This is a genomic window from Actinosynnema sp. ALI-1.44 (assembly GCF_001984155.1).
In the GTDB taxonomy this organism is placed as follows: Bacteria; Actinomycetota; Actinomycetes; order Mycobacteriales; family Pseudonocardiaceae; genus Kibdelosporangium.
Genome location: NZ_MTQO01000046.1, coordinates 100164 through 125856 on the forward strand (window position 1 = coordinate 100164; position 25693 = coordinate 125856).

General features: G+C 69.3%; 22 protein-coding genes. 15 read left to right on the top strand and 7 right to left on the bottom strand.

The annotated features are described in order from the left end of the window. Positions 1–198: 198 nt before the first annotated feature. Entirely contained in the window at positions 199–1152 is a 954-nt protein-coding gene (locus ALI144C_RS23180) for a hypothetical protein (protein WP_076989246.1), read from the top strand. Positions 1153–1341: 189 nt separating this feature from the next. On the opposite strand, the gene ALI144C_RS23185 is transcribed toward ALI144C_RS23180, so the two are convergent. Then, complete coding sequence (locus ALI144C_RS23185; RefSeq protein WP_076989247.1) at positions 1342–2583, bottom strand: helix-turn-helix domain-containing protein; 1242 nt, start codon at positions 2581–2583, stop codon at positions 1342–1344. 46 nt (positions 2584–2629) lie between these two features. Continuing rightward, positions 2630–4159 (bottom strand): MFS transporter, encoded by a 1530-nt coding sequence (locus tag ALI144C_RS23190; RefSeq protein ID WP_076989248.1) that lies wholly within the window; start codon positions 4157–4159, stop codon positions 2630–2632. 95 nt (positions 4160–4254) lie between these two features. Between ALI144C_RS23190 and ALI144C_RS23195 the strand changes: the two genes are divergently transcribed. Continuing rightward, complete coding sequence (locus ALI144C_RS23195) at positions 4255–4926, top strand: TetR/AcrR family transcriptional regulator (protein ID WP_076989249.1); 672 nt, start codon at positions 4255–4257, stop codon at positions 4924–4926. Positions 4927–5007: 81 nt separating this feature from the next. On the opposite strand, the gene ALI144C_RS23200 is transcribed toward ALI144C_RS23195, so the two are convergent. Further along, positions 5008–5508 (bottom strand): peptidylprolyl isomerase, encoded by a 501-nt coding sequence (locus ALI144C_RS23200; RefSeq protein WP_076989250.1) that lies wholly within the window; start codon positions 5506–5508, stop codon positions 5008–5010. Between the two features lie 91 nt (positions 5509–5599). On the opposite strand from ALI144C_RS23200, the gene ALI144C_RS23205 reads away from it, so the two are divergent. From ALI144C_RS23205 to ALI144C_RS23220, 4 genes are all read left to right on the top strand, one after another. Next, positions 5600–5995, top strand: a complete 396-nt coding sequence (locus tag ALI144C_RS23205) for a GntR family transcriptional regulator (protein WP_076989251.1) — start codon at positions 5600–5602, stop codon at positions 5993–5995. Positions 5996–6160: 165 nt separating this feature from the next. After that, a complete protein-coding gene (locus ALI144C_RS23215) occupies positions 6161–6475 on the top strand; it encodes a hypothetical protein (RefSeq protein ID WP_143230811.1) in 315 nt (104 codons plus the stop codon). Continuing rightward, positions 6466–6624 carry a hypothetical protein gene (locus ALI144C_RS55690; protein ID WP_168211328.1) on the top strand — a complete coding sequence of 53 codons (159 nt, stop codon included), beginning with the start codon at positions 6466–6468 and terminating at the stop codon, positions 6622–6624. Before ALI144C_RS23215 ends, ALI144C_RS55690 begins: the two co-directional genes overlap by 10 nt. A 36-nt stretch (positions 6625–6660) precedes the next feature. Continuing rightward, entirely contained in the window at positions 6661–7440 is a 780-nt protein-coding gene (locus ALI144C_RS23220; RefSeq protein ID WP_202819036.1) for a 1-acyl-sn-glycerol-3-phosphate acyltransferase, read from the top strand. Between the two features lie 24 nt (positions 7441–7464). On the opposite strand, the gene ALI144C_RS56805 is transcribed toward ALI144C_RS23220, so the two are convergent. Beyond that, on the bottom strand, positions 7465–10248 hold the full coding sequence (locus tag ALI144C_RS56805; protein WP_237774275.1) for an ATP-binding protein: 2784 nt from the start codon (positions 10246–10248) through the stop codon (positions 7465–7467). Between the two features lie 409 nt (positions 10249–10657). After that, positions 10658–11569: a YeiH family protein gene (locus ALI144C_RS23230; protein WP_143230812.1), complete on the bottom strand. Its 912-nt coding sequence runs from the start codon at positions 11567–11569 to the stop codon at positions 10658–10660. A 134-nt stretch (positions 11570–11703) separates the two neighbouring features. On the opposite strand from ALI144C_RS23230, the gene ALI144C_RS23235 reads away from it, so the two are divergent. The 5 genes from ALI144C_RS23235 (at position 11704) to ALI144C_RS23255 (ending at position 18292) form a co-directional block, all read left to right on the top strand. Then, a complete protein-coding gene (locus ALI144C_RS23235; protein WP_076989582.1) occupies positions 11704–12987 on the top strand; it encodes a sensor histidine kinase in 1284 nt (427 codons plus the stop codon). Positions 12988–12997: 10 nt separating this feature from the next. After that, positions 12998–13645 (top strand): response regulator, encoded by a 648-nt coding sequence (locus ALI144C_RS23240; RefSeq protein WP_193441218.1) that lies wholly within the window; start codon positions 12998–13000, stop codon positions 13643–13645. A gap of 95 nt (positions 13646–13740) precedes the next feature. After that, complete coding sequence (locus ALI144C_RS23245; protein WP_076989258.1) at positions 13741–14622, top strand: ABC transporter ATP-binding protein; 882 nt, start codon at positions 13741–13743, stop codon at positions 14620–14622. Between the two features lies 1 nt (position 14623). After that, complete coding sequence (locus tag ALI144C_RS23250) at positions 14624–15685, top strand: ABC transporter permease (RefSeq protein WP_076989259.1); 1062 nt, start codon at positions 14624–14626, stop codon at positions 15683–15685. A gap of 144 nt (positions 15686–15829) precedes the next feature. After that, complete coding sequence (locus ALI144C_RS23255) at positions 15830–18292, top strand: ATP-binding protein (RefSeq protein WP_076989260.1); 2463 nt, start codon at positions 15830–15832, stop codon at positions 18290–18292. A gap of 34 nt (positions 18293–18326) precedes the next feature. Here the strand turns inward: ALI144C_RS23255 and ALI144C_RS23260 are convergent, their stop codons facing one another. Next, entirely contained in the window at positions 18327–19601 is a 1275-nt protein-coding gene (locus ALI144C_RS23260) for a trypsin-like serine protease (protein WP_076989261.1), read from the bottom strand. 206 nt (positions 19602–19807) lie between these two features. On the opposite strand from ALI144C_RS23260, the gene ALI144C_RS23265 reads away from it, so the two are divergent. From ALI144C_RS23265 to ALI144C_RS23280, 4 genes are all read left to right on the top strand, one after another. After that, positions 19808–20809 (top strand): isopenicillin N synthase family dioxygenase, encoded by a 1002-nt coding sequence (locus ALI144C_RS23265; protein WP_076989262.1) that lies wholly within the window; start codon positions 19808–19810, stop codon positions 20807–20809. Further along, entirely contained in the window at positions 20806–22089 is a 1284-nt protein-coding gene (locus ALI144C_RS23270; protein ID WP_076989263.1) for a bifunctional o-acetylhomoserine/o-acetylserine sulfhydrylase, read from the top strand. The genes ALI144C_RS23265 and ALI144C_RS23270 overlap by 4 nt, the downstream gene beginning before the upstream one ends. Then, positions 22082–22903 carry an alpha/beta fold hydrolase gene (locus tag ALI144C_RS23275; RefSeq protein ID WP_076989264.1) on the top strand — a complete coding sequence of 274 codons (822 nt, stop codon included), beginning with the start codon at positions 22082–22084 and terminating at the stop codon, positions 22901–22903. The genes ALI144C_RS23270 and ALI144C_RS23275 overlap by 8 nt, the downstream gene beginning before the upstream one ends. A gap of 123 nt (positions 22904–23026) precedes the next feature. After that, on the top strand, positions 23027–24181 hold the full coding sequence (locus ALI144C_RS23280) for a S8 family peptidase (RefSeq protein WP_237774276.1): 1155 nt from the start codon (positions 23027–23029) through the stop codon (positions 24179–24181). 45 nt (positions 24182–24226) lie between these two features. Here the strand turns inward: ALI144C_RS23280 and ALI144C_RS23285 are convergent, their stop codons facing one another. Then, positions 24227–25627, bottom strand: a complete 1401-nt coding sequence (locus tag ALI144C_RS23285) for a KamA family radical SAM protein (RefSeq protein ID WP_076989265.1) — start codon at positions 25625–25627, stop codon at positions 24227–24229. Between the last annotated feature and the right edge of the window lie 66 nt (positions 25628–25693).

Consider the following 25693-nt stretch of genomic DNA (forward strand, 5'->3'; position numbering starts at 1 on the left):
CGACTCTAGCCGGTGGAGTGGTGTGGCCGGAGCTGGTCCATCCGGGTGACGCCGGATTTCGTTGCCGTTTCCCGGACGGGTGAACCGCTGTACCATCTGTTGGCGTAATGGTACCTTTCCGTCGCCGACAGGATCGACAGATCAGCCGTCGCCGCCCATTTTTCACACACCGGCCATCTGAGGGAAGAATTCCGTACCGTGCGCACTGTCGGTGAGATCGTGAAGGAAAGCCTTGTCCAGCTGCGCAAGGGCCGCGGCGTGCAGTCGAAGGACCTGGAATCCCGGATCGACCCGGAGTTCGCCGCGCTTATCGGCACATCGGTGGACACCGGGACGGCGTTGCGGGTCAGGGTAGTCGCCTATCTCAACGAGCTGATGACCGGATTGCCCGAATCGCTGGAGCGGGTCGCGCGGTGCGCGTTGAACGTCCCGCCCGCGCCCGACGGGGACACATTGCGGCAGCGGCTCACCGGCCTGGCGGGGGAATTCTTCTACGACGAGAGAACCGCGCGCAGGCGGATGGACGACGCGTTCGAGCGGATGGTGGCCAACGCCGATCGCGGCCAGGCGCCGATGCCGGGCGTCGGGCACGGCGGCACCGGCTGGTACGTCGACATGTTCGAGGCGGTGGTGCGGCTGGACCTGCCGAGCCCCGAGGCGGTCGAGCGGCGCACGATCGTGGTGACCGCCGACTCCCTCGACAAGATCGTGACCTCGATCGACATCCCGAAGGACCCGTCGAACGGCAGCGGGCCGGTCGGCGTCGCCCCGGAGATGATGTTCGGCGGCCTGCTGGCGGCGACCGGTCAGGGCTCCAGCACGAACTTCAGCACCGACATCACCCTGCCGAGGACGCTGCACCGCGGCGAACGGCACACCTACGGCCTGATCCAGCGAATTCCCCCGGGCCAGCGAATGGCGACGAGGTACGTCTACGTCCCCTATCGGCAATGCCGTTTCTTCACGCTGGTCGTGCGGTTCCACCCCGACCGGGTGCCCGGCACGATCTGGCGGCACGACGGTGCCCCGTACAGCGCGGTGCACGACGACCCGGTGCCGGGGGCGGAATTGGTGCCGGACAAGGCGTACGAGGTGAGCACGCAGTTCCGGGATCTGATTAACGGGTGTGCGTACGGAATTCAATGGCGGTGATGTCCGGAGATCACGACATCCGGACATCACCGCCCTCACGGACGCATCAGTGCGGCTCCATGGTTTTCCTCCTTCAGGAAGCCATGCGTGAAGGAAGACGTCGACCTTCGTGGGATGTGTCACCGGTGGTGACGCCAAGAATGACCGCGGTCGCGGAGATGAGGAAGGCGTTTCCTGATCTCCTGTCGGTCAGGAAACAGGAAACCCGAACAGCGCTGCGGTGATTTCGACGTGCAATTGTTTCGCCGGGCGGTAGTTGTGCCTGCGCGCCATGGCCCGCGTGAGCCTGCGCAGCTCGGTCCGTGCGGTGGACGAGCCGATCGGCTGGGCGATGTCGATGACGTACGCCGCGACCTCGCACATCCGGTCGAGGTCGCTGGTGGCCTCGTAGGCCAGTGCGAGCCGGGCGCCGTACATCGCGCGGGCGCGTCGTGCGGTCGGCGCGGTCTGGGACAGCGCGCGTTCCAGTTGCTCAGCGGCCTGCCGGGGGCGGCCGAGGTCGTAGGTGCACCAGCCGGAGACGGCCAGGTTCAGGTCGGCGACGCTGGTGGAGCCCAGCGGCGACCCGCCTGGGCCATCGGGTGAGCCGTCGGCCAGCAAGGTTTGTGCACGGTCCAACGCGGCGTGGCAGTCGTGGCCGTTGTTGAGCATGGCGTGGCCCTGGGCCTCCCGATGCGCGGCCAGCGCACGGACTCGGGTGCCTGTTCCCCGCTGGGCTTGTGCTTGTCGTGCAAGGGAGATCGTTCGTGAGGCGTCGTGCGCGTACATGGCGAGCTCGGCTTCCCGCACCAGGGTGTACGCGGCCAGTGCGGTGTCACCCGCGCGGGTGGCGAGGTTCGCGGACTGCCTCGTCCACGCCAGTGCGGCCTCGTTGTCGCCGGCCTCCTGGGCCATCCAGCCGGCGAACTCGGCATATCGGGCGGCGAGGACCTCGAACGCCGAGCGGGTCGACGGGGCGTGGGCGGCGTTGGCGAGCTCGAGCAGCGTGCAGTACTCGACGCCGACTGTGCGCAGGACGAGGCCGGGTGCGCTTTGCTGGCCCCGTCTGCGCAGCTGCTCGAACTGGTCGCGGTAGTACAGCCGTGTCTGCGGGTCCTCGCCCGCGGTTTCCGCGTCGCCGTCGCTGATTCCCAAGGGGAGGAACAACGCGCTGCCGAAGGCGAGGACTTCACGTCTGCTGGCGTGCACCGCCTTGGCGTGTGCCGGGGTGTGGGCCGACTGTCCGGGGTGCTCGACCAGAGCCGCCAGGTCGCCGTCGGCGCCGAGTTCGGCGTCGGCGAGGCGGGCGAGTTGTTCGGTCGGTGCCTGCCTGCCGGTCTCGATCTTGCTGAGGTAGCCCTTGCTGAAGTTCAGCCGTTGGGCCAGTTCGCTCAGCGAGACCTCGGCGTGCACCCGCCGCCGCCGTAGTTCGGCGCCGAATTCGTGTGTCACTCACCCGCACCTCCCCCTGGCACGGTACTGATGTGACCGCCGTCCGCTAGGCCGGTTGGCTCGCGGCCGGTTCCGGGGTGGACGTTCGCGCAGGTACTCGTCGCAGCACGAGCATCACGAACGCGGCGATCAGCACCGATCCGATCGCCGCGAGCCACACGATCCACTGCATGCTGCCCACGAAGCTCTCGTTGGCGGCGCGGATCAGCGGGGCGGCGAGGTCGGCGGGCAGGGACGCGGCCGTTTGGTGTGCCGCGCCGAGGGTGTCGCGTGCCGGGCCCTCGATGTGCTCGGGCAGGCCCGCCTGGTAGATCGCCGCGGCGATGCTGCCGAGCACGGCGATGCCGATCGCGCCACCGAACTCGTTGGCGGTCTCGGACAACGCCGCCGCCGAGCCCGCGCGGTCTTTCGGCGCCGTGGCCATCACCAGGTCGGTGGCGATCGTGGCCACACCGCCGATGCCGACGGCCAGCAGCACCTGGGAGATGACCACCCAGCCCAGTCCGCCGGTCGTGTCCGCCTGGGCCAGCAGGACGTAGGCGACGGCCGCGATCAACAGGCCCAGTCCGACGAGCACGGCAGGCCGGATCCGTGCCGACAACGTGGTCGCCGCGGTGACGCCCACTGCCATCCCGGCCATGCCCGGCAGGTTCCACAACGCCGCCTTCAGCGGACCGAATCCGAGCACGAGCTGCAGGTACTGCGAGATGAACAGACCAAGCCCGGCCATCAGGGCGAACGTGATCGCGCCGGTCACGATCGCACCGCTGAACTGCGCCCGGCGCAGCAGCCGGATGTCGATCATCGGGTGCTCGGCCCGCCGCATCCGGCGCAGGAACAGCGCGCCGAGTGCGAGGCCGATCGCGATCCAGCCGAAGTACTGCCACTCGGCACCGTCCGCGGCGACCTTCTTGATCCCGTAGATGACCGGCAGGATCGCCGCGAGCGAGAGCAGCGCGCCCAGCACGTCGAACGGGCCGGGCCGCGGGTCGCGGAACTCGGGCAGCAGGGCGGGGCCGAGCACGAGCAGCAGCGCCATCACCGGCACGTTGAGCAGGAACACCGAGCCCCACCAGAAGTGCTCGAGCAGCACGCCGCCCGCGATCGGCCCGAGCAGGGCGCCGCCCGCGAAGCCCATGGTCCAGATGCTGATCGCGACCTGGCGTTGGCCCGCGTCGTGGAACATGGTGCGGATCAACGACAGGGTGGACGGTGCGAGCGTCGCGCCGCCGACACCCAGCAGGCCGCGAGCGGCGATGAGCATCTCGGTGGACGTCGAGAAGGCGGCGATCACCGAGGCGACGCCGAACACGGCGGCGCCCGCGAGCAGGATCCTGCGGCGGCCGAAGCGGTCACCGAGCGTGCCCATGGTGATCAGCAGCCCGGCGAGCACGAAGCCGTAGAGGTCCAGGATCCACAGCAGCTGGGTGCTGCTCGGACCCAGGTCCGCGCTGAGCGCGGGCAGCGCGTAGTACAGCACGGACAAGTCCATCGACACGAGCAGGCTCGACAGCACGATGACCGCGAGGCCCAGCCATTCGCGGCGTGTGGCCCTGGTCGGCACGTGCGTTTCCATCAGGTCCCCCTTGTGGTGCTTACAACGTAAACATGGCGATGTTTACAAGGTATACTCGGCTGGGGGGAGTAGAGGCAAGCGAGATAGGGAGAGGCATGGCACGCCCGACACTGAGTCGCGAGCAGATCGTCGCCACCGCCATCGAGGTGGCGGATGACGGTGGTCTCGACGCGGTCACCATGCGACTGGTGGGACAGCGGCTCAACGCCAGCGGGATGGCCCTGTACCGGCATGTGGCCAACCGGGAAGCTCTGCTCGAAGCCATGATCGACGCCGTGGCGGGGGAGTTCGGCTACCCGGAGCCGCGTCCGGCGCACTGGCGGGACGCGCTCGCCGCGATGGCCTGGCAGGACTGGCGATCCTATTTCGCGCACCCCTGGTTCCTCGTCGCGACGGCGACATGCCGTCCAGTGCTCGGACCGCGCATGCTGCAGTCAATGGAGTGGGCGCTGGCGGCATTCGACGACGTCGACGTGAAACCGCACGAGAAATTGCGCCTGCTGTCCGTGCTCTATTCCTATGTGCAGGGGCTGGCCTTGACCTGGACGCCGCAGGGCGACGGCGAGAGCGTGCGGCAGTACTGGACCGAACGGCTGTTGGGAACCGGACTGAACCGGCTGGAGGCCATCGTGGGCGACCTGGGCGAGGGTGAGTTCGACCTGGACGCGGATTTCGAATTCGGGCTGCGGCGCGTGCTCGACGGAATCGAGCTGTACCTGACCACGCGCCCGGAACGCCCGGTGAAGGCTGCCCCTGATCGGCAGTGAGTTCACGAAGACGCGGGCCGTGCGGAACACGAGGTTCCGCAGGCCCGCGTCACTCGATCGAGGAAACCCGGACGGGTCGGCTCAGTCGATGACCTCGGCCTTGTCGATGGTGACGTCCTGCTTCGGCACGTCCTGGTGGCCACCGGCGTTGCCCGTCGGGACCTTTGCGATGGAGTCGACGGTGTCGGTGCCCTCGACGACCTTGCCGAACACCGCGTAACCCCAGCCCTGGCCTGCCGGCGCGGTGTGGTTGAGGAAGTCGTTGGTCGCGGTGTTGATGAAGAACTGCGCGGTGGCCGAGTGCGGGTCCGAGGTCCGGGCCATCGCCACGGTGTAGTGGTCGTTCTTGAGCCCGTTCTGGGCCTCGTTCTTGATCGGCGCGCCGGTCGGCTTCTGGCGCAGACCCGGCTCGAAGCCACCGCCCTGGATCATGAAGGTCTGGATGACGCGGTGGAAGATCGTGCCGTCGTAGTGCCCGCTGTTCACGTACTGCAGGAAGTTCGCCACGCTCTCGGGGGCCTTTGCCGCGTCGAGCTCGAGGACGATCGGGCCGTGCGACGTGTGCAGCTTGACTTTGCTCATGCCTCCATTCTGCACAGTGCCCGATACGTCTGTTGACCCCGGCCGTGACCCGTGACATGTTTTATCTAATTAATTAGTGAAAGGGTGTTGGGTGATCGAGTTTCGGATCGACCGTCGTTCCGGCACGGCCACCTACCAGCAGATCGTCGACCAGGCCAAGCACGCGCTGCGGATGGGCATCCTGCGGCCGGGCGACCGGCTGCCCACCGCCAAGGAGGTGGTGGCGGCCACCGCGATCAACCCGAACACGGTGCTCAAGGCCTATCGCGAGCTGGAACGCGAAGGCCTGGTGGAGGGCAAGCGGGGGTTGGGCACGTTCGTGTCCCGGTCGCTGGCGATGCCCCGCGCGGCGGCTGAGGGCCCGCTGCGCGACGAACTCGTGCACTGGGTCGGACGGGCCCAAGCGGCCGGGCTGGCGCGGGAGGACGTGGAGGCGCTGGTGAAGGCCACGTTGGACGAGAACTACAAGGGGATAGGTGACCGCTGAACTGGAAGCGGTGAACCTCGGCAAGAGGTACAGCCGGGGCTGGGCGTTACGGGACTGCGCCTTCCCACTGCCCGAAGGGCGGATCGCGGCGCTGGTCGGCTTCACCGTCGCGGAGATGCTGCGCGCGGGCGCGTCGAGGCGCCGACCCTGTTCGAGATCCAGGGCGTGGCCGTCGGCGCGTACGCGATCCTGGCCTTCGCGCTGGGTGTCACAGCCGGACTGCTGCTGCGCAACACATTGGCGGCCATGGTGCTGACCCTGGTCGTGTACTCCGCGCTCTTCATCGTCGTAGGCAACGCCGTGCGACCGCTCTATGCTGAGCCGACGACCATTCAGAGGCCACTCGTGGCGCGCGACAGCACACCCGTGCCGCCGGAGTCGTGGCCCGTGGACTACGGCTACCTGGACGCGGCGGGTCGCGAGGTCGACGACCCTGTGACCGGCCGCGCCACGGGGAACAAAGCATCGTCGTGTGCCTGAAGGAGAAAGGCGCGGTCACGGAGTTCGTCCGGGCGCACATGCCCGGCCAGTTCTGGCCGTTCCAGTTCACCGAACTCGGACTGCTGCTCGTGATCAGCGCCGGTGTGCTCGGAGCCGGCGCGGTGGTGTCACGGCGTCGGCTGATCTAGGAACTCCATGATCGGTTCTCGGCTACGCTGTGTGCCGTGGGGGATGTCGAAGCGGCGCTGGACGAGCGCGATCCGGAGTTCATCCGCAGGCGCCTGGCCGACACGTGGCCGCTGGTGCGGCGGTGGTTCCGCGCGGAGGTGCGCGGGCTGGAGCTGATCCCGGACGGTCCGGTGCTGGTGGTGGGCAACCACTCCGGCGGCAACCTCACACCGGACTCGGTGATCCTCGCGCTGGCGTACAACGAGTACGCCGGCGCGGAGCGGCCGTCGTACGCGCTGACCGACGACATCGGGCCCACGTCGACCCGCTCGTCGTTCTTCCGGAAGTTCGGTGCGATCAGCCCGAGCCCGCGACACGCCAAGGCCGCGTTCGACCGTGACGCCGTCGTACTGGTCTACCCCGGCAACAACGAGGTCCACCGGCCGAGTTGGCACCGGCACCGCATCGATCTCGGCGGCAGGCACGGCTGGGCGCGGCTCGCGCGTGACCACAACGTCCCGGTCGTGCCCGCGGTCGCCATCGGCGGACAGGAAACCGCGCTGTTCCTCACCCGCGGGGAGACCCTGGCGCGGGCGCTCCGGCTGGACCGGTTGTTCGGCATCCGGGAACTGCCGCTGTCGATAGCGCTGCCGTGGGGCCTGAACGTCGGCGACTTCCTCGGCCACATCCCGCTCCCGGCCAAGATCGTCATCCAGCTGCTGCCACCGATGACCGTCGGCGACGACCCGCGTGCCGCCTACCGGGAGATCACCGGGCGGATGCAGGCCGCGTTGACCGGAATGGCCGCGGAGCGGCGTTTCCCGGTGATCGGTTGAGGTGTGTCGGCATCGCCGAGCGGGTCAGGCGCCACCCGGCGAAGGACGGTCCGGCGGCGCTGTGGCTTTCGGCTCACTGATACCGAGCCTGCTCATGTGCGCGACGGTCCTGGCCATGTCCCAGTGCGCGCCCAATGACGCGAAGGATCGCATCGCTTCCTCGTACGCCACCGCCGCGTCCCGGGGCAGGTCCCGCTTGGCCAGCAGAGTCGCCGCTTCCGCCAATGCCGACGCCAGTTCGACCGAACGGCCGACGGACCGGTAGTGCGAGACGGCCGTGAGCGCCGGTTCCGGATCGCCGGTGATGAGCGCCTGACAACGGTGCAGCGCGGCCTGAGCCCGCGCGGGCACCCGCTCCCGCGCGGCCTCCATCTCGGCAACGGCCAGCGCTTCGTCGACCCGCTCGGTGTCGTGGACCTCCAGGGCCAGCCGGACCACATCCGGCAACCACTGGTGCCGGAGCATCATCTCGGCGTACGCGGGGTCCAGCACCGGCGCCAACTCGGTCAGCGCTCCGAGCGCATCGCCACGCTGCATGGCGGCGACCGCCCGCGCCACCAGCAGGAAGTCGCAGTTCTCCCGTGCCGATTCGGTGATCAGCGAGTACTTCTCGGCGGCGTCGAGGTTCGCGGCCACGGTTGCGCGGTCGTCGCGCCTGCCTGCGATCAGCGCGGAGACACCGTGCAGCAACAGGCCCTCCGGTCCGGCGTCCATCAGCCCGGAGTACGTGATCGCCGGGCCGTCCTCGGTGATGGTCCGCAACTCCAGTAGCGCGTCGTCCCACCGGCCGGTCCAGTAGTGGTGCACCGCGGCCGACACCTGCGGTCCGACCGGCAGCCGGTGGTCGGTGACCAGTGCGGCGGCCGTGCGCAGGGTCGCGTCCGCGTCCGCGATCCGGTCGAGGTTCTGCAGCGTGAACAGCCGGTTGTCCAGCAGGTTGACGTGTTTGTCGGCCAACTCCGGCGAACCGCGGACCATGGCGATGGCCGCGTCGACGTGCCGCAGCGCGGCCTCGTGATCCCGCCGGATCGAGTCGACCAGCCACCGGGTCTGCAGCGCGTGTGCCGCCAGGTAGTCGTCGCCGTCGCGGACGGCCTCGGCGTACTCGGCTTTCGCGTCCACCTCGGCCTCGTCGACGTCGGAGACGTCCCGGCGCAGGTGTGCCAGCAGGCTTTTGCGCCGCTGCCGCCATGCCTCGGGTACCAGATCGTCTACTGTGGACTCTGTCAGGGTGCGGATGGCCTCGTCGCGTCTGCCGTTGCGGTAGACGATCGCCGCGAGCAACTGCCGCAACTCTTCGGTGCGCGCCGGGTCGGTCGACGCGGTGAGTGCCTGTCTGGCTTGGGCTTCCGGGTTGCGGGTCAGCCGGAACAGCACCCGCACCAGTGCCACGAGCAGCACTTCGCGAGACGGGTCGTGCGGCCCGATCGTCGCCAGCACGCGTTCGAGCAGATCGGCGGCGAGCAGGTTGAGGTGTTCGGTGTTGAACCAGGCCAGCGCCGCCTCGGCGTCCGGTATCGGATGGAGGTGGGTACCGGCCGCGGGCGGTTCGAGCCGGATCTGCCTGGCGTGTGCGGGTGCCAGGAACCGCAGGCCGGCAAGGGCCGTGTGGATGTAGAAGTCGACCACCCGCCGGAGCGCCGCATCTCGGGTGCGGTCATCCATGCGCCGGGCGGCGGCGGTGGCGTAGTCGCGGATCAGGTCGTGCATGGCGTAACGACCGTGCGCGTGGCGATCCAGCAGGGACGCGTCCTCCAGAACACGCAGCGTGTCCCGTGTCCGCTGGACAGGCAGACCGGTGAGGCTGGCGGCGGCAGGCAGACCGATGTCCACCCCGGGAGTGATGCTCAGCAGCGCGAACACCGTGTGCTGTTCGGTGCTGAGACCACGCAGGGACCAGGACAGCACCGTGGGCAGACTCGCGGTGGGATCCTCGTTGTCCAGCGCCGCCAGGCCGAGGTCCCCCAGTTCGGCGACGAACTCGCTGAGCGGGATGTGTGGCCGAGTGTGCGCGTGCCGGGCCATGATGGCCAGGGCGAACGGGTAGTACCCGCAAAGCCGGATCAGGTCGCCGGTCGCGTGAGGTTCGGCGGCCACGCGCGCCGAGCCGAGACGCCGCGTCAGCAAGGCGTGTGCCTCGTCGGGGTGAAGCGTGTCCAGTTGCAGGTGCCGTGCGCCGTAACGATCGATCAGGGCGGCGAGTTTGTTCCTGCTGGTGACCAGGACACAACAGGTCGTCGTACCAGGCAGCAGAGGCACCACCTGATCGGTGCTCGCGGCGTTGTCCAGCAGGATCAGCATCCGTTTGCCCGCGATCTCGCTGCGGTACAAGGCGGCCTGCGCATCGGCATCAGCGGGCACGCGTTCCGGGCTGACACCCAGCGCGGTGAGGAATCCGCGTACCGCGGACTGCGGGTTGAGCGGTCTGCTGTCCGGGCTGAAACCGTGCAGGTCGACGAAAAGGTGCCCGTCGGGAAAACGGTCGGCGTTGCGGTGGGCCCAGTGCAGGGCCAGTGAGGTCTTCCCGATGCCACCGGCTCCGCCGATGACCACCATCGGTGCGGGAACTGTCAGGGAATCGTCGAGAACGTCCAGTTCCGTGACCCGCCCGACGAACGCGCTCACCGGCAGCGGCAGTTGGCGCGGTACGACGTGGTCGGCGGGAACCGCCGGGATGTCCGGGTCCTGGCCGGTGGAGCGCGGTGAGTTCCCGGTCCGCTCGTAGTCCTCGCGCCAGGCGGTGAGGTCGAACTTCGCTTCGGGTATGGACAACCGGCGGGTGTTGGCATGGTGCCGACAGGCCGTCACGAACGTTTCGACGGTGTCCCAACGGGGCCTGCCCGAACCGGTGAGCAACGTTCCCGTGGTCGATCGCGCGAGTTTTCTACCCGATCGCGCAGCGCTGGCCTCAAGCTGAGCGTACGTCGGAGTACGCACATGTCTGTACAGGGCATTGAGGCGCGCGCGAAACGACGCCACTGGATCGTCGACTCCCGCCCTCGCTCCCATACCACCACATGATGCCCTGACCGAATGCTGTCCGCTGCCCGCTACGGACAAAACCGGACGACAGGCATGCCAGCATGACCTCTACGGATGAGCCGTGCACGATCGGCACACTGACGCACTTGTCAGTACGGCGGGCTCCAGCACGGGGGGTGTGGTGGAGCCCGCGGTCCGGTGCACTTCCTCGCGAGGGCGGGCGCACGCTACGGGGTCACGCCGCGCCGGACAGCAACAGCGTGCCGAAGGCCGCCGCGCCGACCAGCGCTGTCGACAGTGCGCCGAGGACCAGGCCCTTGCGGCCGGACCGCAACACCTGACGCAGCCGTACTGTCGTGCCGAGCCCGAACATGGCGGCCGCGAGCAGCACTGTCGTGCCCAGCTTGGCGCCGTCCAGGACGACCGGCGGCAGGATTCCCGTGCTCCGCACCAGGATCATCACGAGGAAGCCGGCCACGAACAGCGGCACGACCGGCGGCTTCGGGCCGTCCTGGCGCTGGAAGAACCCGACGCCCGCGACGATCGGCGCCAGCAGCACGACGCGGGTGAGCTTCACGACCACCGCGATGCCGACCGCCGCCGCGCCCGCTGGTGACGCGGCGGCAACCACCTGCGCCACCTCGTGCACGCTCAGGCCCGCCCACTTGCCGAGGAACTCGCTGCCCATCCCGCTGCCGATCAACGGCACCAGGCCGATCGCCAACGTGCCGTAGAGCGTCACCAGCGTCACGCCCGCGGCGACGTCCTCCTTGTCCGTCCGCGCCACGCTGTCCATCGCGACGATCGCGGACGCGCCGCAGATCGAGAACCCGGTCGCGACCATCAGCCCCAACCCACGCGACACCCCGAGCAGGCGCGCCAGCCCCAGCGTGCCGAAGAACGCGGTGAGCACCGTGACCACGACCGCGATGACGGTCCCGAACCCCAGGCTGGTCACCTCGGACAGGCTCAGCTGCAACCCGAGCAGCACCACTCCGGCTCGCAGGAACCGCCGCGTGACCTGCTTGAGGTCCGCGTGCACCGGCACCGCGACACCGAGCAGGACCGCCACCGTCAACGCGCTCAGCACCGGCACGAAGTAGTTGATCGCCAACGCCACCGCGGCACCTGTCAATACCACCCACATAGTGAGAAGGGTTGTGGTCGGCGGCCGATCGCGGTACCCCGCAGCAGGAAGCCATGTCATAGCCCCAGGGAATGACCGGGCTGGAATGGCAGGTCAGGACGACGACACCGGCCCGCTCGGCTACGTTGCCCGTCATGGGTGACGTAAGCAGCGAGGACCTGGCCTGGAGCAACTGGCGACGGCCTCGCCCCACCCCCGCCGAGCAACGCCACGACGTGTGGATCGCCCTGCTGGTGCTCGCGGGTGCGGTCGTGGCGATGGTGCTGACCAACAGCATCGGCGCGTTCGCCTTCGGCAAGGCCCCCGCGCTGTGGGAGCAACTCCTCTGGGCCGCGGCGCTCACCGTGCCGCTGGCCGTCCGACGCCGCTTTCCCCTGGCCGTGCTGCTCGTCGTGGGCGCCGTGTTCATCGCGGCGCAGGCCAGACATGTCGGCGACAACGTCATGCCGTCGGTCGCGTTGTTCATCGCCATCTACACCGTGGGCGCGTGGGAGCGGCACCGGACCTGGGCGCGGTGGTCACGCATCGGCGTGATCGTGGCCATGTTCATCTGGCTCGCGTACGGCATCGTGGTCGCGATGAACCGGCCGATCTCACCGTTCGAGCACGCGGCAGGTCCGCTCGACCCCGTGGTGGCCTCGGTGATCTACGGCATCGCCTACAACCTGATGTACTTCCTGGGCGCGTACTTCTTCGGCAACCTGGCCTGGTTGGCCGCACGGCGGCGGGCCGAGCTCGTGCAGCGCGCGGAGGAACTGCGGCTGTCGCAGGAACAGAACACCCGGGGCGCGATCGTCGCCGAACGCGTCCGCATCGCCCGTGACCTGCACGACGTCGTCGCGCACTACGTGTCGGTGATGGGCGTCCAGGCAGGCGCCGCGCGCCGCGTGTTCACCAAGGACCCCGAGGTGGCCAGCGATGCGCTGCGCACAGTCGAGCAGACCGCGCGCACGGCCATCAACGAGCTGCGTGGCCTGCTCGGAGTGTTGCGCGCCGAGGACACCGACGTGCCCGAGACGCACGAAGCCTCCCCAGGCCTGGACAAGGTGCCGGAACTGGTGACCGCCGCACGCGCCTCGGGAATCGAGGTGGCCTACGGCGTGTACGGCGACGTCCGTGTGGTTCCGCAGGGTGTGGCGCTGTCGGCGTACCGCGTGGTGCAGGAGGCGCTGACCAACGTGGTGAAACACGCGGGCGCCCGCACGGCTGACGTTCGGGTCCGTTTCCTCGATACCGCATTGGAGGTGGAGGTCACCGACGACGGCAGGGGCGTGCCGGGCCGGGGCGCGGCGGCAGGGGCGACCGGGTTCGGCCTGCTGGGGATGCGGGAGCGGGTCGCGGTGCACGGCGGTGAGCTGGACGCCGGGCCACGCCGCGCCGGCGGCTACCGTGTCCGCGTCAGCCTGCCGACCGGGTGAAGGAGTACGAGTGACGCTGCGGGTAGTCCTCGCGGACGACCACGACCTGGTCAGGGTCGGGTTCCGGGTGATTCTCGGCGCCGAGGACGACATCGAGGTGGTCGGCGAGGCCGGTGACGGGCTGGCCGCGGTGGACATGATCACCCGGCTGCGCCCGGACGTGGTGCTGATGGACGTGCAGATGCCGGGCATCGACGGTCTCGAAGCGACCCGGCGGGTGGTCGACGTGGCCAAGGTCGTCATCCTGACCACGTTCGACCGGGACGACTACCTCTTCGAGGCGCTGCGGGCGGGCGCGAGCGGGTTCCTGCTCAAGAACGCCTCACCCGAGGACCTCGTGGACGCCGTCCGTGTGGTCGCTCGTGGCGACGCGTTGCTGTCGCCTGAGGTCACCCGAAGGGTGATCGCCAAGTTCAGCGGCAACGAGCCTCCGGCGCCGTTGACCCGCCCGCCGGAGTTGACCGACCGCGAGTGCGAGGTGCTCATCCAGTTGGCGCGCGGCGCGAGCAACGCCGAGATCGCCAAGGAGCTGTTCCTCGGTGAGACCACGGTGAAGACCCACGTGTCCCGCATCCTCACCAAACTCGGCGTCCGTGACCGTACGCACGCGGTCGTGTACGCGTACGAGAACGGAATCGTCGCGCCTGGACGGTCGTAGCCCAGTGTCATTCGCCGGGGTCCTCCGCGCGGAGGATGGCCAACTGGGTCGCGCGCCGGACGCGCCGGTGAGCAGTGGTTCCTAGCCTTGTGCGCATGTTGAAGGTGACATCGGTCAGCCGGAGTTTCGGCGACCACCGGGTCCTCGACGGGATCTCGTTCGACGTCCACCCGGGACGGATGACGGGGTTCCTCGGCGCCAACGGATCCGGCAAGACGACGACGATGCGGATCATCCTGGGGGTGCTCGCCGCGCACAGCGGAACCGTGACGTGGCACGGCGAGCCGATCACGCAGCAGGTGCGGCAGAGCTTCGGGTACATGCCGGAGGAGCGCGGCCTGTACCCGAAGATGAAGGTGGCCGAGCAGATCATGTGGATCGGCAGGCTGCACGGGCTGTCGTCGTCGACAGCGCAGGCCAACACGGCGAAGCTGCTCGGCGAGCTCGAGCTCAGCGGACGCGCCGACGACAAGCTGGAAGAGCTGTCGCTGGGCAACCAGCAGCGTGCGCAGATCGCGGCCGCTCTCGTGCACGACCCGGCCATGCTGATCCTCGACGAACCGTTCTCGGGTCTCGACCCGATCGCCGTGGACACCGTGCTGCGGGTGCTGCGCGACCGTGCGGCGGCGGGCGTGCCGGTGCTGTTCTCCAGCCACCAGCTGGCGGTGGTCGAGCGGCTGTGCGACGACCTCGTGATCCTCTCCGGGGGTTCGATCACGGCGAGCGGTGGCCGGGAGGAACTGCGGTCCCGGTACGGCTCGACCCGGTTCGAGCTCGTCGTGGACACCGACGCGGGCTGGCTGCGTGACCACCCGGCTGTCCGCGTGGTCGAAGTGGACGGACCCCGAGCGGTGTTCGAAGTGGACGGTGTGGACACCGACCAGCAGGTGCTGCGCTCGGCGCTGGGCCGGGGCGCCGTGCGCGCCTTCGCGCCGGTGGTGCCGTCGCTGGAAGAGATCTTCAAGGAGGCGATCTGACGTGGCTGCCACCGGATTCTGGCCCGCGACGAAACTGGTCGCCGAACGCGAGATCAAGACGTTCGTCCGGCTGAAGGGGTTCTGGATCACCATCGCGGTGCTCCTGGTCGGCGTGTTCGCGGCGGCCCTGCTGCCGACGCTGATCGGCGGCTCGAACGCCAGCGTCGCCGCGGTCGGTCCCGAGGCCCGCCAGCTGCTGACCGGCGCCGAGCTGGACATCCGTGACGTGCCGGATGTCGCGACGGCGGAGCAGCTCGTGCGTTCGGAAGAGGTGGACGCGGCCGTGGTGCCCGGACCACGCGTGATCGCGCTGGACGACCCGCCGACCGGGGTTCTCGCCGCGCTGACGACCGCGCCCCCGGTCGATCTCCTCGCGCCCGCGACGGTGGGCAAGGGCGTGCGGATCCTGGTGATCCAGCTGTTCGCGGTGATCTTCCTGATCTTCGGGATGGGCGGCGCGGCGATCGCGCAGTCCACGGTGACCGAGAAGCAGACCAGGATCGTGGAGATCCTCGTCGCCACGGTGCCGGTGCGGGCGTTGCTGGCTGGCAAGATCTTCGGTCACTGGATCCTGACCGTCGGCCAGTTGCTCGTGCTCGCGGTGGCCGCGCCGATCGCGTTGAAACTGGGCGGGCATTCGGCGTTGCTGGACATGGTGGCGCCCGCGCTCGGCTGGTACGTGCCGTTCCTGTGCGTCGGGTTCGTCCTGGTCGCCTCGCTGTGGGCGGTGGCGGGCGCGCTGGTCAGCCGCCAGGAGGACCTGGGCGCCAGCATGGGACCGGTGATGCTGCTGGTGATGGGCCCGTACTTCGGCGTGGTGTTCGCCTCGGACAACACGTCCGCGATGACCGTCCTGTCGTACATCCCGTTCTCCTCGGCCGTCGCGATGCCGGTGCGGTTGTTCACCGGCGACGCGCAGGCGTGGGAAGCATTGGTGTCACTGGGTTTGCTCGCCGGGACAGTCGTCGCGATCGTACTGCTGGCCAGTCGCCTCTACGCGGGCTCGCTGCTGCAGACCGGCGGCAAGGTCGCGCTGAAGAAGGCATGGGCGCACGCGGACTGACGCGGTCGATCGGTGCGGGGCTGTCGGGAAGCAGTTCCCGCACTGGCGGCCGGCCGTTCGGGCAGGGCCGGGCGGCTGTCGCGGCGGTAAACTTCGCCGGGGATCCGGCGTGGTCCGGTGCCGGGCGCGAGGGGGTGTGCGGCGGTGACCGGTGCGGGACGACAGGCGCTGGTTCGGTTCGTGGCCGAACTCATCCAGTTGCGGCAACAGGCCGGAACCCCGTCGCTGAACCGGTTGGTGGAACTGTCCGCCGCCGCCGGACGCCCGTTGGCTCGCTCGACCATCAGCGACAAGCTCAATGCCAAGTCGTTACCGGAATGGGAGTTCGTCGTCGGCTACCTGGCCGCATGCGCCGCGCACGCCAAGGAGATCGGCGCACCGCTGGCGGACAGCTTGGTGCACGCGGCTCGGTGGGACGAACTGCACTGGCGGATGCTGCGGGCCGTCGACGCCGGCCGCAGCGAGGACCGGCTCGTGCTGGCCGTTCGCGCCGAGATCCACCGCAGGGGCACCCAGGCCACCGGCTCCGGCACTGACGGTGTCCCGGCGCCGGTGCCGCGGCAGTTGCCTGCCGCGGTGCGGCACTTCGCGGGCCGGGCCGCTGAGCTTGACCGGTTGACCGCCACACTGCCCACGGGTGAACCGTCGCCGGACGGCACCGTGCCGATCGTGGTCATCGGTGGTGCCGCAGGCGTGGGAAAGACCGCGCTGGCGCTGCATTGGGCGCATCAGGTGCGCGACCGGTTTCCCGACGGGCAGCTGTACGTGAACCTGCGCGGCTTCGACCCAACCGGACCGATGGTGCACCCGGCCGAGGCGGTACGCGGCTTCCTCGACAGTCTCGGCGTTGCGCCACAACGGGTTCCATCCGACCCGAACACGCAGGTCGGGCTCTACCGCAGCCTGCTCGCCGACCGGCGCGTGCTGATCGTGCTGGACAACGCCCGCGACGCCGAGCAGGTGCGGCCACTGCTGCCCGGCGCGCCCGGTTGTGTGGTTGTCGTGACCAGTCGCAACCAGCTCGCCAGCCTCGTCGCCGCTGAGAACGCCGACCCGCTCACACTGAGCCCGATGTCCGTCGTGGAGGCCCGGCAGCTGCTGGCCGGAAGGATCGGTGGCGACCGGGTACGCGCCGAACCCGAGGCCGCCGACCAGATCATCGACCGGTGCGCCCGGCTGCCGCTGGCGATGGCGATCGTCGCGGCCAGGGCGGCAACCCATCCGCGGTTCGCGCTGTCCGTGCTGGCCGGTGAACTGGGCGACGCGCACGGCGGGCTGGACGCGTTCGTCGGTGGCGACGCGACCACCGATGTGCGGGCCGTGTTCTCCTGGTCCTACCGCACGCTCGGGGCGGGCGCCGCCCGGCTGTTCCGGTTGCTGGGCGAGCATCCTGGCCCGGACACCGATCCGGTCGCCGCCGCGTCGCTCACTGGCATGCCGGTGGCCACCGCCCAGCACCTGCTCGCCGAGCTCACCCGGGCGCACCTGCTCGGCGAACACCTTCCCGGCCGGTACCGGCTGCACGACCTGCTGCGCGCCTATGCCCGTGAGCAGGCGCGGATCCACGACAGCGCAACGGATCGGCGTGCGGCGCTGCACCGCGTGCTGGACGGCTACCTGCACACCGGTGTCGCGGCCGCCGGTTTCCTGGACCCGTCGCTGGAACCGATGACGCTCCAGACGCCGTCGCCGGGCACCACGGTTCACCGGGTCACCGATCACCAGCAGGCAATGGACTGGTTCACCGCGCGGCGGGCCGTTCTGCTGGCCGCGATCGAGCGCGCCGCCGTGGACGGATTCGACACCCACGCATGGCAGTTGCCGCTGGCGGTGGCTACTTTCCTCTACCGCCAAGGACATTGGCCGGACTACCTGGACACCCAGCGGACCGCCGTCGCGGCCGCGGTACGGCTCGGCGACGTCGCCGCGCAGGCCGTCGCCCACCGCCAACTCGGGCGCGCCTGCACGCTGTTGCGTGAGTTCTCCGAGGCACGGGCCAATCACCAGCGGGCGCTGGCGCACTGGCACGCCCTCGGCGATGTCGCCGGGCAGGCCCGCACACACCTCGCGCTGGCCTGGGTGTGCGAGCGTCAAGAGGACTACGCCGGGTGCGCCGTGCACGCGCGGCAGGCGCTTGAGCTGTTCCAGACCACCGCCGACGTCTCCTGGCAGGCCCGCACGCTCAATGCGCTCGGGTGGTGCCAGGCCAAACTCGGCGAGCACGAGGAGGCGCTGAACCACTGCGGTCAGGCGCTGGAGCTGTTCCGGTCGCTGGGCGACAGCGACGGCGAGGCAGGCTCGTTGGACAGCATCGGCTTCGTCGAGCACAGCCTCGGCAGACACGACGAGGCGGTCGCCCGGTACCAGCAGGCCCTTGCGCTGTACCGGTCACTGGGCGACCGCTACTACGAGGCGGACACGCTGCACCACCTCGGCGACACGTACGACGCCGCGGGTGATGCCGACGCCGCGGAGACAGCTTGGCGGCAGGCCCTGGACATCATCATCGACCTCGACCACCCGGACGCCGGAAAAGTCCGGACCAAGCTGGACCGGGTGCGAGACCGAGGGCCCGGTGCGCGGTCACCGGACCCTCGGAGCGGATGACGATCCGCTACCTTTCCCCTCCCCATCCACGTCGCTACGTCATGACGGTCACGTTGTAGCGGGCCAGCGACTCCTGCAGCGGCGCGTAGAACACGTGCTTGAAACAGGTGGTGTTGGACTGTGCGACGCTGCCCGGCGGGCAGGGGACTGGGCTGTTGCCCGCTGTGATCGTTCCGGCGGCGTACACGTACACGATGCCGCCGCCGGTGACCGGGCTGTAGGAGTCCTGCGCCGCGACCGGTCCGCCGCTGTCGCCTTGGGCCACCGCCGTCGTCTGCTTGTCGCTCCAGGCGCTGACCATCGGGAACACGCTGCGGATCGTCCCGTTGTCCTGGACGTTGATCCGCACGTTCACCGCGTCGATCCGCAGGTCGCAGTTCTGGCCGCTCATCGCGCCTGAGGTGCACACCAGCGTGTTGACGTAGTTGCCGATCGGCATCCGGACCGGCTTGAACACCGAGGAGTTCCACTTGCCGACGTACATCGCCGACATCGCGTCGGACCGGATCAGCATGGTGTCACGGTTGTCGTCGTCGTGCTCGACCGTGCCGATCCGGCGACCGCCACCGGTGTTGACCACCAGCCCGTCGCTGCCGCAGTGCCCGGCGGTGAGCAACCACTCCGACACGTTGCCTGTGAACGGGCTGGTCCACTTGACCGGCCAGCCGGTGGTGCACCGGCCGGTGCCACCTCCGGCCGCGAAGGTGAACGTCGCCCCGCCGCCGTACGGGCACGCGTCGTTCTGCCGGCTGTACCCCACCACAGGCACGCAGGACACCGGCGGGATGCGTTGGGAGGTCATGCGGGCGTACTCGCCGCGCCGGACCTCGACGGCCACGCCGACGTCACGGATCGCCGGGCGGGCTTGAGCGATCGCCGCGTCGCCCGCGTACCCGAGAGTCACGCCGCTGCCGTCGACCTTCGGGCCGACGCTGGTGACGCCGGGCTCGGCGGCCAACCGCTCGGCGACGGCGAGCAGCTCCCGCTCCGAGTTCGCCGCCGGCAGCACCCGGACGCCGACCTCCCGCCGGGCTTGATCCACCGCGCGAGCGACTCCGGCGGACAGGGTGCCCTTCCAGTACAGCGTCAACTCCCGGCTCTGCGGCGACAGCGCGATGCCCGCGTAGCCGTCGCCGCCCGCGCCTTTGATCAGGTCCGCCGCGGCGATCAGCCTCGTCTGCGTCTGGAACAAGTCACCACGGCCGCCGGACCCCGACTGCGTGGCCGCGGCCGGCACTCCGGCGCCGGTGACGCCTCCCATGGCCAGCAGGGTCGCCGCCAGTACCGTGCTCCATCGGGCTCGTGCCACAATTCCTGCCCCTTTCCGTTCCGCCGGCCCGTCGTCGCCGGCTCCCCGCAGCGATCCTCCGGCCGGTCGGTGGTGTCCGGCGTGTTCCCGGACACCACCGCGACGCGGGCGGAGATCGGTCACGCGCGCATCAGCCCTGTGCGCCGTTCCGGAGCGCAGGTCCAGAGATTGGGACTGCGGTTGCGCTGGGCCAATAGGCTGCAGGGGTGACCAGTACGCCGCTGCCGTTGATCGACTTGTCCCGGTTCCGCGATCCCGGGGCCGACCGGGCCGCGTTCCTCGCCGAGCTGAGGTACGCCGCCCACGAGGTCGGCTTCTTCTACGTCGTCGGGCACGGTGTGCCCGACGCGCTGACCACCGGCATCCAGCAGGTCGCCAAGAGGTTCTTCGCGTTGCCGCTCGAGCACCGGCTGGCCATCGAGAACATCAACTCACCCCAGTTCCGCGGCTACACCCGCACCGGCTACGAGTACACCGGCGGCAAGCAGGACTGGCGCGAGCAGATCGACATCGGCCCGGAGCGCGCCGCGCTGCCCGTGACCGGCGGTGCCCCGGCGTGGCAGCGGCTGATCGGCCCCAACCAGTGGCCCGAAGCCTTGCCTGAGCTGCGGGACACCGTCCTGGCCTGGCAGGACGAGGCCCTTCGGGTCAGCCGTGAGGTGCTGCGGGCGCTGGCCGTGGCGCTGGGTCAGGACGAGAGCTACTTCGACGCCTGGTTCGACGAGGAAGCGTCCACGCACGTCAAGATCGTCCGCTATCCCGGCCGCGACGACAGCGAACAGGGCGTCGGCGCGCACAAGGACTACGGCTATCTCGCCCTGCTGCAGCAGGACGACATCGGCGGCCTGCAGGTCCAGGCCCAGGACGGCGGTTGGATCGACGCCACCCCGATCCCCGGCAGCTTCGTGTTCAACATCGGCGAGATGCTGGAGATCGCCACCCAGGGCTACCTCACCGCCACCCGCCACCGGGTGATCAGCCCGCCCGCCGGTGTCGAACGGTTCTCCATCCCATTCTTCCTCGGCCCGCGCCTGGACGCGGTCGTCGAGCCGCTGACGCTGCCCGCGGAGCTCGCCGGTCAGGCGCGGGGTGTCAGCGACGAGAAGGACAACCCGTTGCACGCCGAGTTCGGCGCGAACGCCCTGGTCGGCTGGCTGCGGTCACACCCGAAGGTGGCCGAGCGCTGGTGGGCGGACGTCACCGCATGACCCGCTGGTCTTTCGAAACACGCCAGATCCACGCCGGTGCCAAGCCCGACCGCACGACCGGTGCCCGCGCGACACCCATCTACCAGACGACGTCGTTCGTCTTCGACGACGCCAACCACGCGGCGGCGGCGTTCGCGCTGCGGGACCTGGAAACCCACGCCTACAGCCGCCTGTCCAACCCGACGACCGCCGTCGTGGAGGCACGGCTGGCGGACCTGGAGAACGGCGTCGCGGCCGTCGCGGTCGCCAGCGGCCAGGCCGCGTCCGCGCTGGCGATCCTCAACATCGCACGAGCGGGCGACCACGTCGTGTCCGCCGCCACCCTTTACGGCGGAACGTACAACCTGTTCGCGTACACGTTGCAGGACATGGGCATCGAGGTCGACTTCATCACCGACCCGGACGACCTCGACCAGTGGCGCGCGGCGGTGCGGCCCAACACCAAGGCGTTCTACGCCGAAACCGTCGGCAACCCGCTCGGCAACGTCCTGGACGTCACCGCCGTCGCCGAGATCGCGCACGCCGCGGGCGTGCCGTTCATCGTGGACAACACCGTGCCGACCCCTTACCTGACCCGGCCGATCGACCACGGTGCCGACATAGTCGTGCACTCCACCACGAAGTTCCTGTCCGGCCACGGATCCGGCATCGGCGGTGTGATCGTCGACAGTGGTCGGTTCGACTTCACCGCCGACGCCGGGCGCTGGCCGCAGCTGACCCAGCCGGATCCCAGCTACAACGGCCTGGTGTTCGGCGCGGAGTTCGGCGAGCTCGGCTACCTGCTGCGGCTGCGGACCAAACTGGTCCGCGACCTCGGGCCCGCCGTGTCGCCGTTCAACAGTTTCCTGCTGCTGCAGGGGATCGAGACGTTGTCGCTGCGGATGCGACGGCACGTCGCCAACGCCTCGGCGATCGCGCACCACCTGCGGGAGCACGACGCCGTCGAGCAGGTGCACTACGCGGGCCTGCCGGGCAACCGCTGGCACGAGGCCGCGAAACAGTACCTGCCCGACGGTGTCGGCGCGGTCCTCGCCTTCGAGCTGACCGGGGGAGTGGCCGCGGGCAGGAAGTTCGTGGGCAGCGTCGAGCTGTTCAGCCACCTGGCCAACATCGGGGACGTCCGCAGCCTCGTCATCCACCCCGCCTCCACCACGCACGCCCAGCTCACCCCGGCGCAACAACTCGCCAGCGGCGTGACGCCCGGACTCGTGCGGCTGTCCATAGGATTGGAAGGCGTCGACGACCTGATCGCTGATCTGAATCGGGGGCTGCATGCCTGAGTTCGCGGGAAGCACCGGCACGATCCACTACCGGACCTGGGTGCCGGACGAGCCGAGTGCGCTGCTGGTGCACTACCACGGCCTGGGCGAGCACATCGGCCTCTACGAACCGTTCGCCGCCGCGCTCAACGAGGCCGGGATCGCGGTCTGGGCGCACGACCAGCTCGGCCACGGCCGCAGCGACGGCGTCCGAGTGCTGATCGACAACGTCGACCACCTGCTCGACGACGCGGAAACCCTGCTGGGCCTGGCGAAAGCCGCACACCCTGGCCTGCCGGTGGTGCTCAGCGGCCACTCGCTGGGCTCCGCCGTGGCCACCCTGCTGACCGCCGAACGACTGCTGCCCGCACATCACGCGCCGACCGGACTGGTACTGGCCGGGTCGTCGCTGGTGCACGTGCCCGGCGCGGACAGCGCGCTGGTGGAGCTGCTGGCGTCCGGCATCGACCCGATGGACCTGCGCAAGGACCCCGGCGAGATGAGCCGCAACGAGGCCTACGCGCAACAGCTGCGCGAGGACCCGCTGACCTGGCAGGGCGGTATTCGCCTGGAGACGTTGCAGGCGCTGGGGATCGGCGCTGCCCGGTTGTCGGCGGTGATCGAGTCGGCAGTGCTCGACGTGCCGGTGTTGCTGCTGCACGGCGAGAAGGACGACATGGCGCCCGCCGTCGGCGCGCGGGAGGCGGCACGGCTGCTGCCGAATGCCCGCGCGGTGGTCTTCCCGGACGACCTGCACAACATCCTCAACGAGATCGACCGCGAGGACGTGTGGAAAGTGCTCGTCGACTTCGTCGAAGAGGTAACCGGCGATTAACACGTAAAATAGTGTGAAAAACGCGGTCGTCTGTAAATGGGACGGCCTGGAATCGCTTCGGAAGCGCACATAACTTCGTGGTGGGGCCCAACCCGAGGGGTCATCAGCGAGGGAGAAAGAATCGTGCGCACAGTATTAGGGATTGGCGTCGCCGGTATTGCCGCGTTCGCGGTCATCGCCAGTCCGGCGCAGGCGGCGGAAGGAAATGTCGTCGGAGCTGGCGCGGACGGCGCGATCCGCGACAGCTACATCGTGGTGCTCAAGCCGGGCGCCACCACGCCGGCCGCCGGCCTTGCAGGGAGGTTCGGCGGCCGGCTCGGCTTCACCTTCCCGGCGATCAACGGGTTCGCCGTGCACGCCAGCGAAGGCCAGGCCAAGCGGCTGGCCGCCGACCCGTCGGTGGCGTACGTCGAGCAGGACCGCGCTGTCCGGGTCACCGCGACCCGGACCAACCCGCCGTCATGGGGTCTGGACCGCGTTGACCAGCGGAAACTGCCGCTCGACAAGTCCTACACGTACGCGAACACGGCGTCGAACGTGAACGTGTACGTGATCGACACCGGTGTCCGGGCGACGCACAAGGACTTCGGCGGACGGGTCAAGCAGGGCTACGACTTCATCGACAACGACACGAACGCCGACGACGGCTACGGCCACGGCACGCACGTGGCGGGCACGATCGCGGGTTCGCAGTACGGCGTGGCCAAGGGCGCGTCGATCTACCCGGTGCGCGTCCTGGGCAACGACGGCGGTGGCACCACCGCCGGTGTCATCGCGGGCGTCAACTGGATCACCCAGAACGCCAAGAAGCCCGCGGTGGCCAACGCCAGCCTCGGCGGTGGCACGTCCGGCGCGCTGGACGACGCCGTGCGCAAGTCCGTCGCGTCCGGCGTGACCTGGGTCGTGGCCGCGGGCAATTCCAACACCAACGCGGACTCGTTCTCCCCGGCCCGTGTGCGTGAGGCGGTCACCGTCGGCGCCACCGACAAGACCGACACCCGTGCCGGCTACTCCAACTACGGTGCCGCGCTCGACCTGTTCGCCCCGGGTTCCGGCATCACCTCGGCCTGGAACACCAATGACACCGCGAACTACACCGGCAACGGCACGTCGTTCGCCGCGCCGCACGCGGCCGGTGCCGCGGCGCTCTACCTGTCCACGAACACCGGCGCGACACCCGCGCAGGTGTCCCAGGCGCTGGTGGCGAAAGCGACGCCCGGACTCGTGAAGACCCCGGGCACCGGTTCGCCGAACCGCCTGCTTTACACCGGCCCGTAATCCGGGTCAGCTTGAACGGTCACCGTCAACATGGGCGGTGGCCGTTCAGGCCTGCTGGGACCACCATTCCCGACCGGCGTCCGGCAACGAGCCGATCGGGTCGTAATACGGGTACTGCCTGGAAAGGGCGTCCGGGTCCTGGAGTTCGATTCCGGTGCGGTAGTTCTTCGTCCAGTAGGAGATTCCGCGTTCCCGGTCGTACTCGTGCAACTGGTGCACCCAGCGCTTGCCGACGTACGGCACGTCGCACACGATGCGTGGCGTGGCGTAGCCGGGCAGGTAGCCCATGATCGCGTGCTGCAACTCCTGGGCCTCCCACACCGCGACCCGCCAGTGCTCGGCGTTGGGGATCATGTCGCACATGTAGAAGTAGTACGGCAGGATGTTGGCTTCCCCTTGCAGGGCAAAGCAAAGATCCAACAGGTCGGCCGGGGTCGCGTTCACGCCCCGCATCAGCACGCCCTGGTTGCGGACGTCGCGCACGCCGACGTCCAGCGCGGTCCGCGCAGCCTCGGCCACCAGCGGCGTCACCGACTGCACGTGGTTGACGTGCGTGTGGATGGCCAGGTTCACGCCACGGCGGTGCGCGGTCCGCGCCACCCGCTCAAGCCCTTCGACGACCTTCGGCTGCAGCCAGTGCTGCGGCAGCCCGGCCAGTGCCTTGGTGGCCAGCCGGATGTCGCGCACGGTGTCGATGTCCAACAGGCGCATCAGGAACGATTCCAGCTGGTGCCACGGCACGTTGGCCACGTCACCGCCGGACACCACGACGTCGCGCACACCCGGGGTCTTGCGCAGGTACGCGATCATCTCGTCCTGCCGGTCGACCGGCTTGAGCGTCAGCTTGTGCTTGTCCACCTGCGAGGTGGAGTTGCCGACCAGGTCCATCCGGGTGCAGTGCCCGCAGTACTGCGGGCAGGTCGACAGCAGTTCGGCCAGCACCTTCGTGGGGTAACGATGCGTCAGGCCTTCGACGACCCACATCTCCGCCTCGTGCAGCGAGTCCCGTGACGAGTACGGGTGGTTCGGCCACACCGGGTCGCGGTCACTGCGGACTGGCAGCATGTAGCGGCGGATCGGGTCCGCGTAGAACGCCTCGGTGAACTTCGCGGGGTCGTCGCCCGCGTCCGTGGCCATCGTGTTGAGCATCTGCGGCGGCAGCAGCATCGACATCGTCGCCAGGTGCTGCTGGTCAGCCGTCAGGTCGTCGTAGAACCGCTCCTCGAGCAGATCCCCCATCAGGGCCCGCAGCTGCTTGACGTTGCGCAGGCAATGCACCCGCTGCCACTGGGCGTCGCGCCACTGCGCGTCGGTGACGTCTCGCCAGCCGGGGAATCGACGCCAGTCCGGTTCGACGAGCTCGTGCCGGGTGTAGGAGTACGGCTGCTCGGCGTTGGCCTGGATCGCTGCGGCGACGGTGGGGTCCCCACCGACAGTTGCAGTCATATCTCCTCCTCGCTGTCAACGTCGCGTAAAGATATACTGTCAGAACGACAGTACAACGTAAATCTT

Bases quoted from the DNA above. Each gene is read 5' to 3' on its own strand.
- ALI144C_RS23275 (WP_076989264.1), top strand. From the start codon at position 22,082: ATGCCTGAGTTCGCGGGAAGCACCGGCACGATCCACTACCGGACCTGG.
- ALI144C_RS23200 (WP_076989250.1), bottom strand. From the start codon at position 5,508: ATGAGCAAAGTCAAGCTGCACACGTCGCACGGCCCGATCGTCCTCGAG.
- ALI144C_RS23285 (WP_076989265.1), bottom strand. From the start codon at position 25,627: ATGACTGCAACTGTCGGTGGGGACCCCACCGTCGCCGCAGCGATCCAG.
- ALI144C_RS23190 (WP_076989248.1), bottom strand. From the start codon at position 4,159: ATGGAAACGCACGTGCCGACCAGGGCCACACGCCGCGAATGGCTGGGC.
- ALI144C_RS23235 (WP_076989582.1), top strand. From the start codon at position 11,704: ATGGGTGACGTAAGCAGCGAGGACCTGGCCTGGAGCAACTGGCGACGG.
- ALI144C_RS23270 (WP_076989263.1), top strand. From the start codon at position 20,806: ATGACCCGCTGGTCTTTCGAAACACGCCAGATCCACGCCGGTGCCAAG.
- ALI144C_RS23230 (WP_143230812.1), bottom strand. From the start codon at position 11,569: ATGTGGGTGGTATTGACAGGTGCCGCGGTGGCGTTGGCGATCAACTAC.
- ALI144C_RS23245 (WP_076989258.1), top strand. From the start codon at position 13,741: ATGTTGAAGGTGACATCGGTCAGCCGGAGTTTCGGCGACCACCGGGTC.
- ALI144C_RS23195 (WP_076989249.1), top strand. From the start codon at position 4,255: ATGGCACGCCCGACACTGAGTCGCGAGCAGATCGTCGCCACCGCCATC.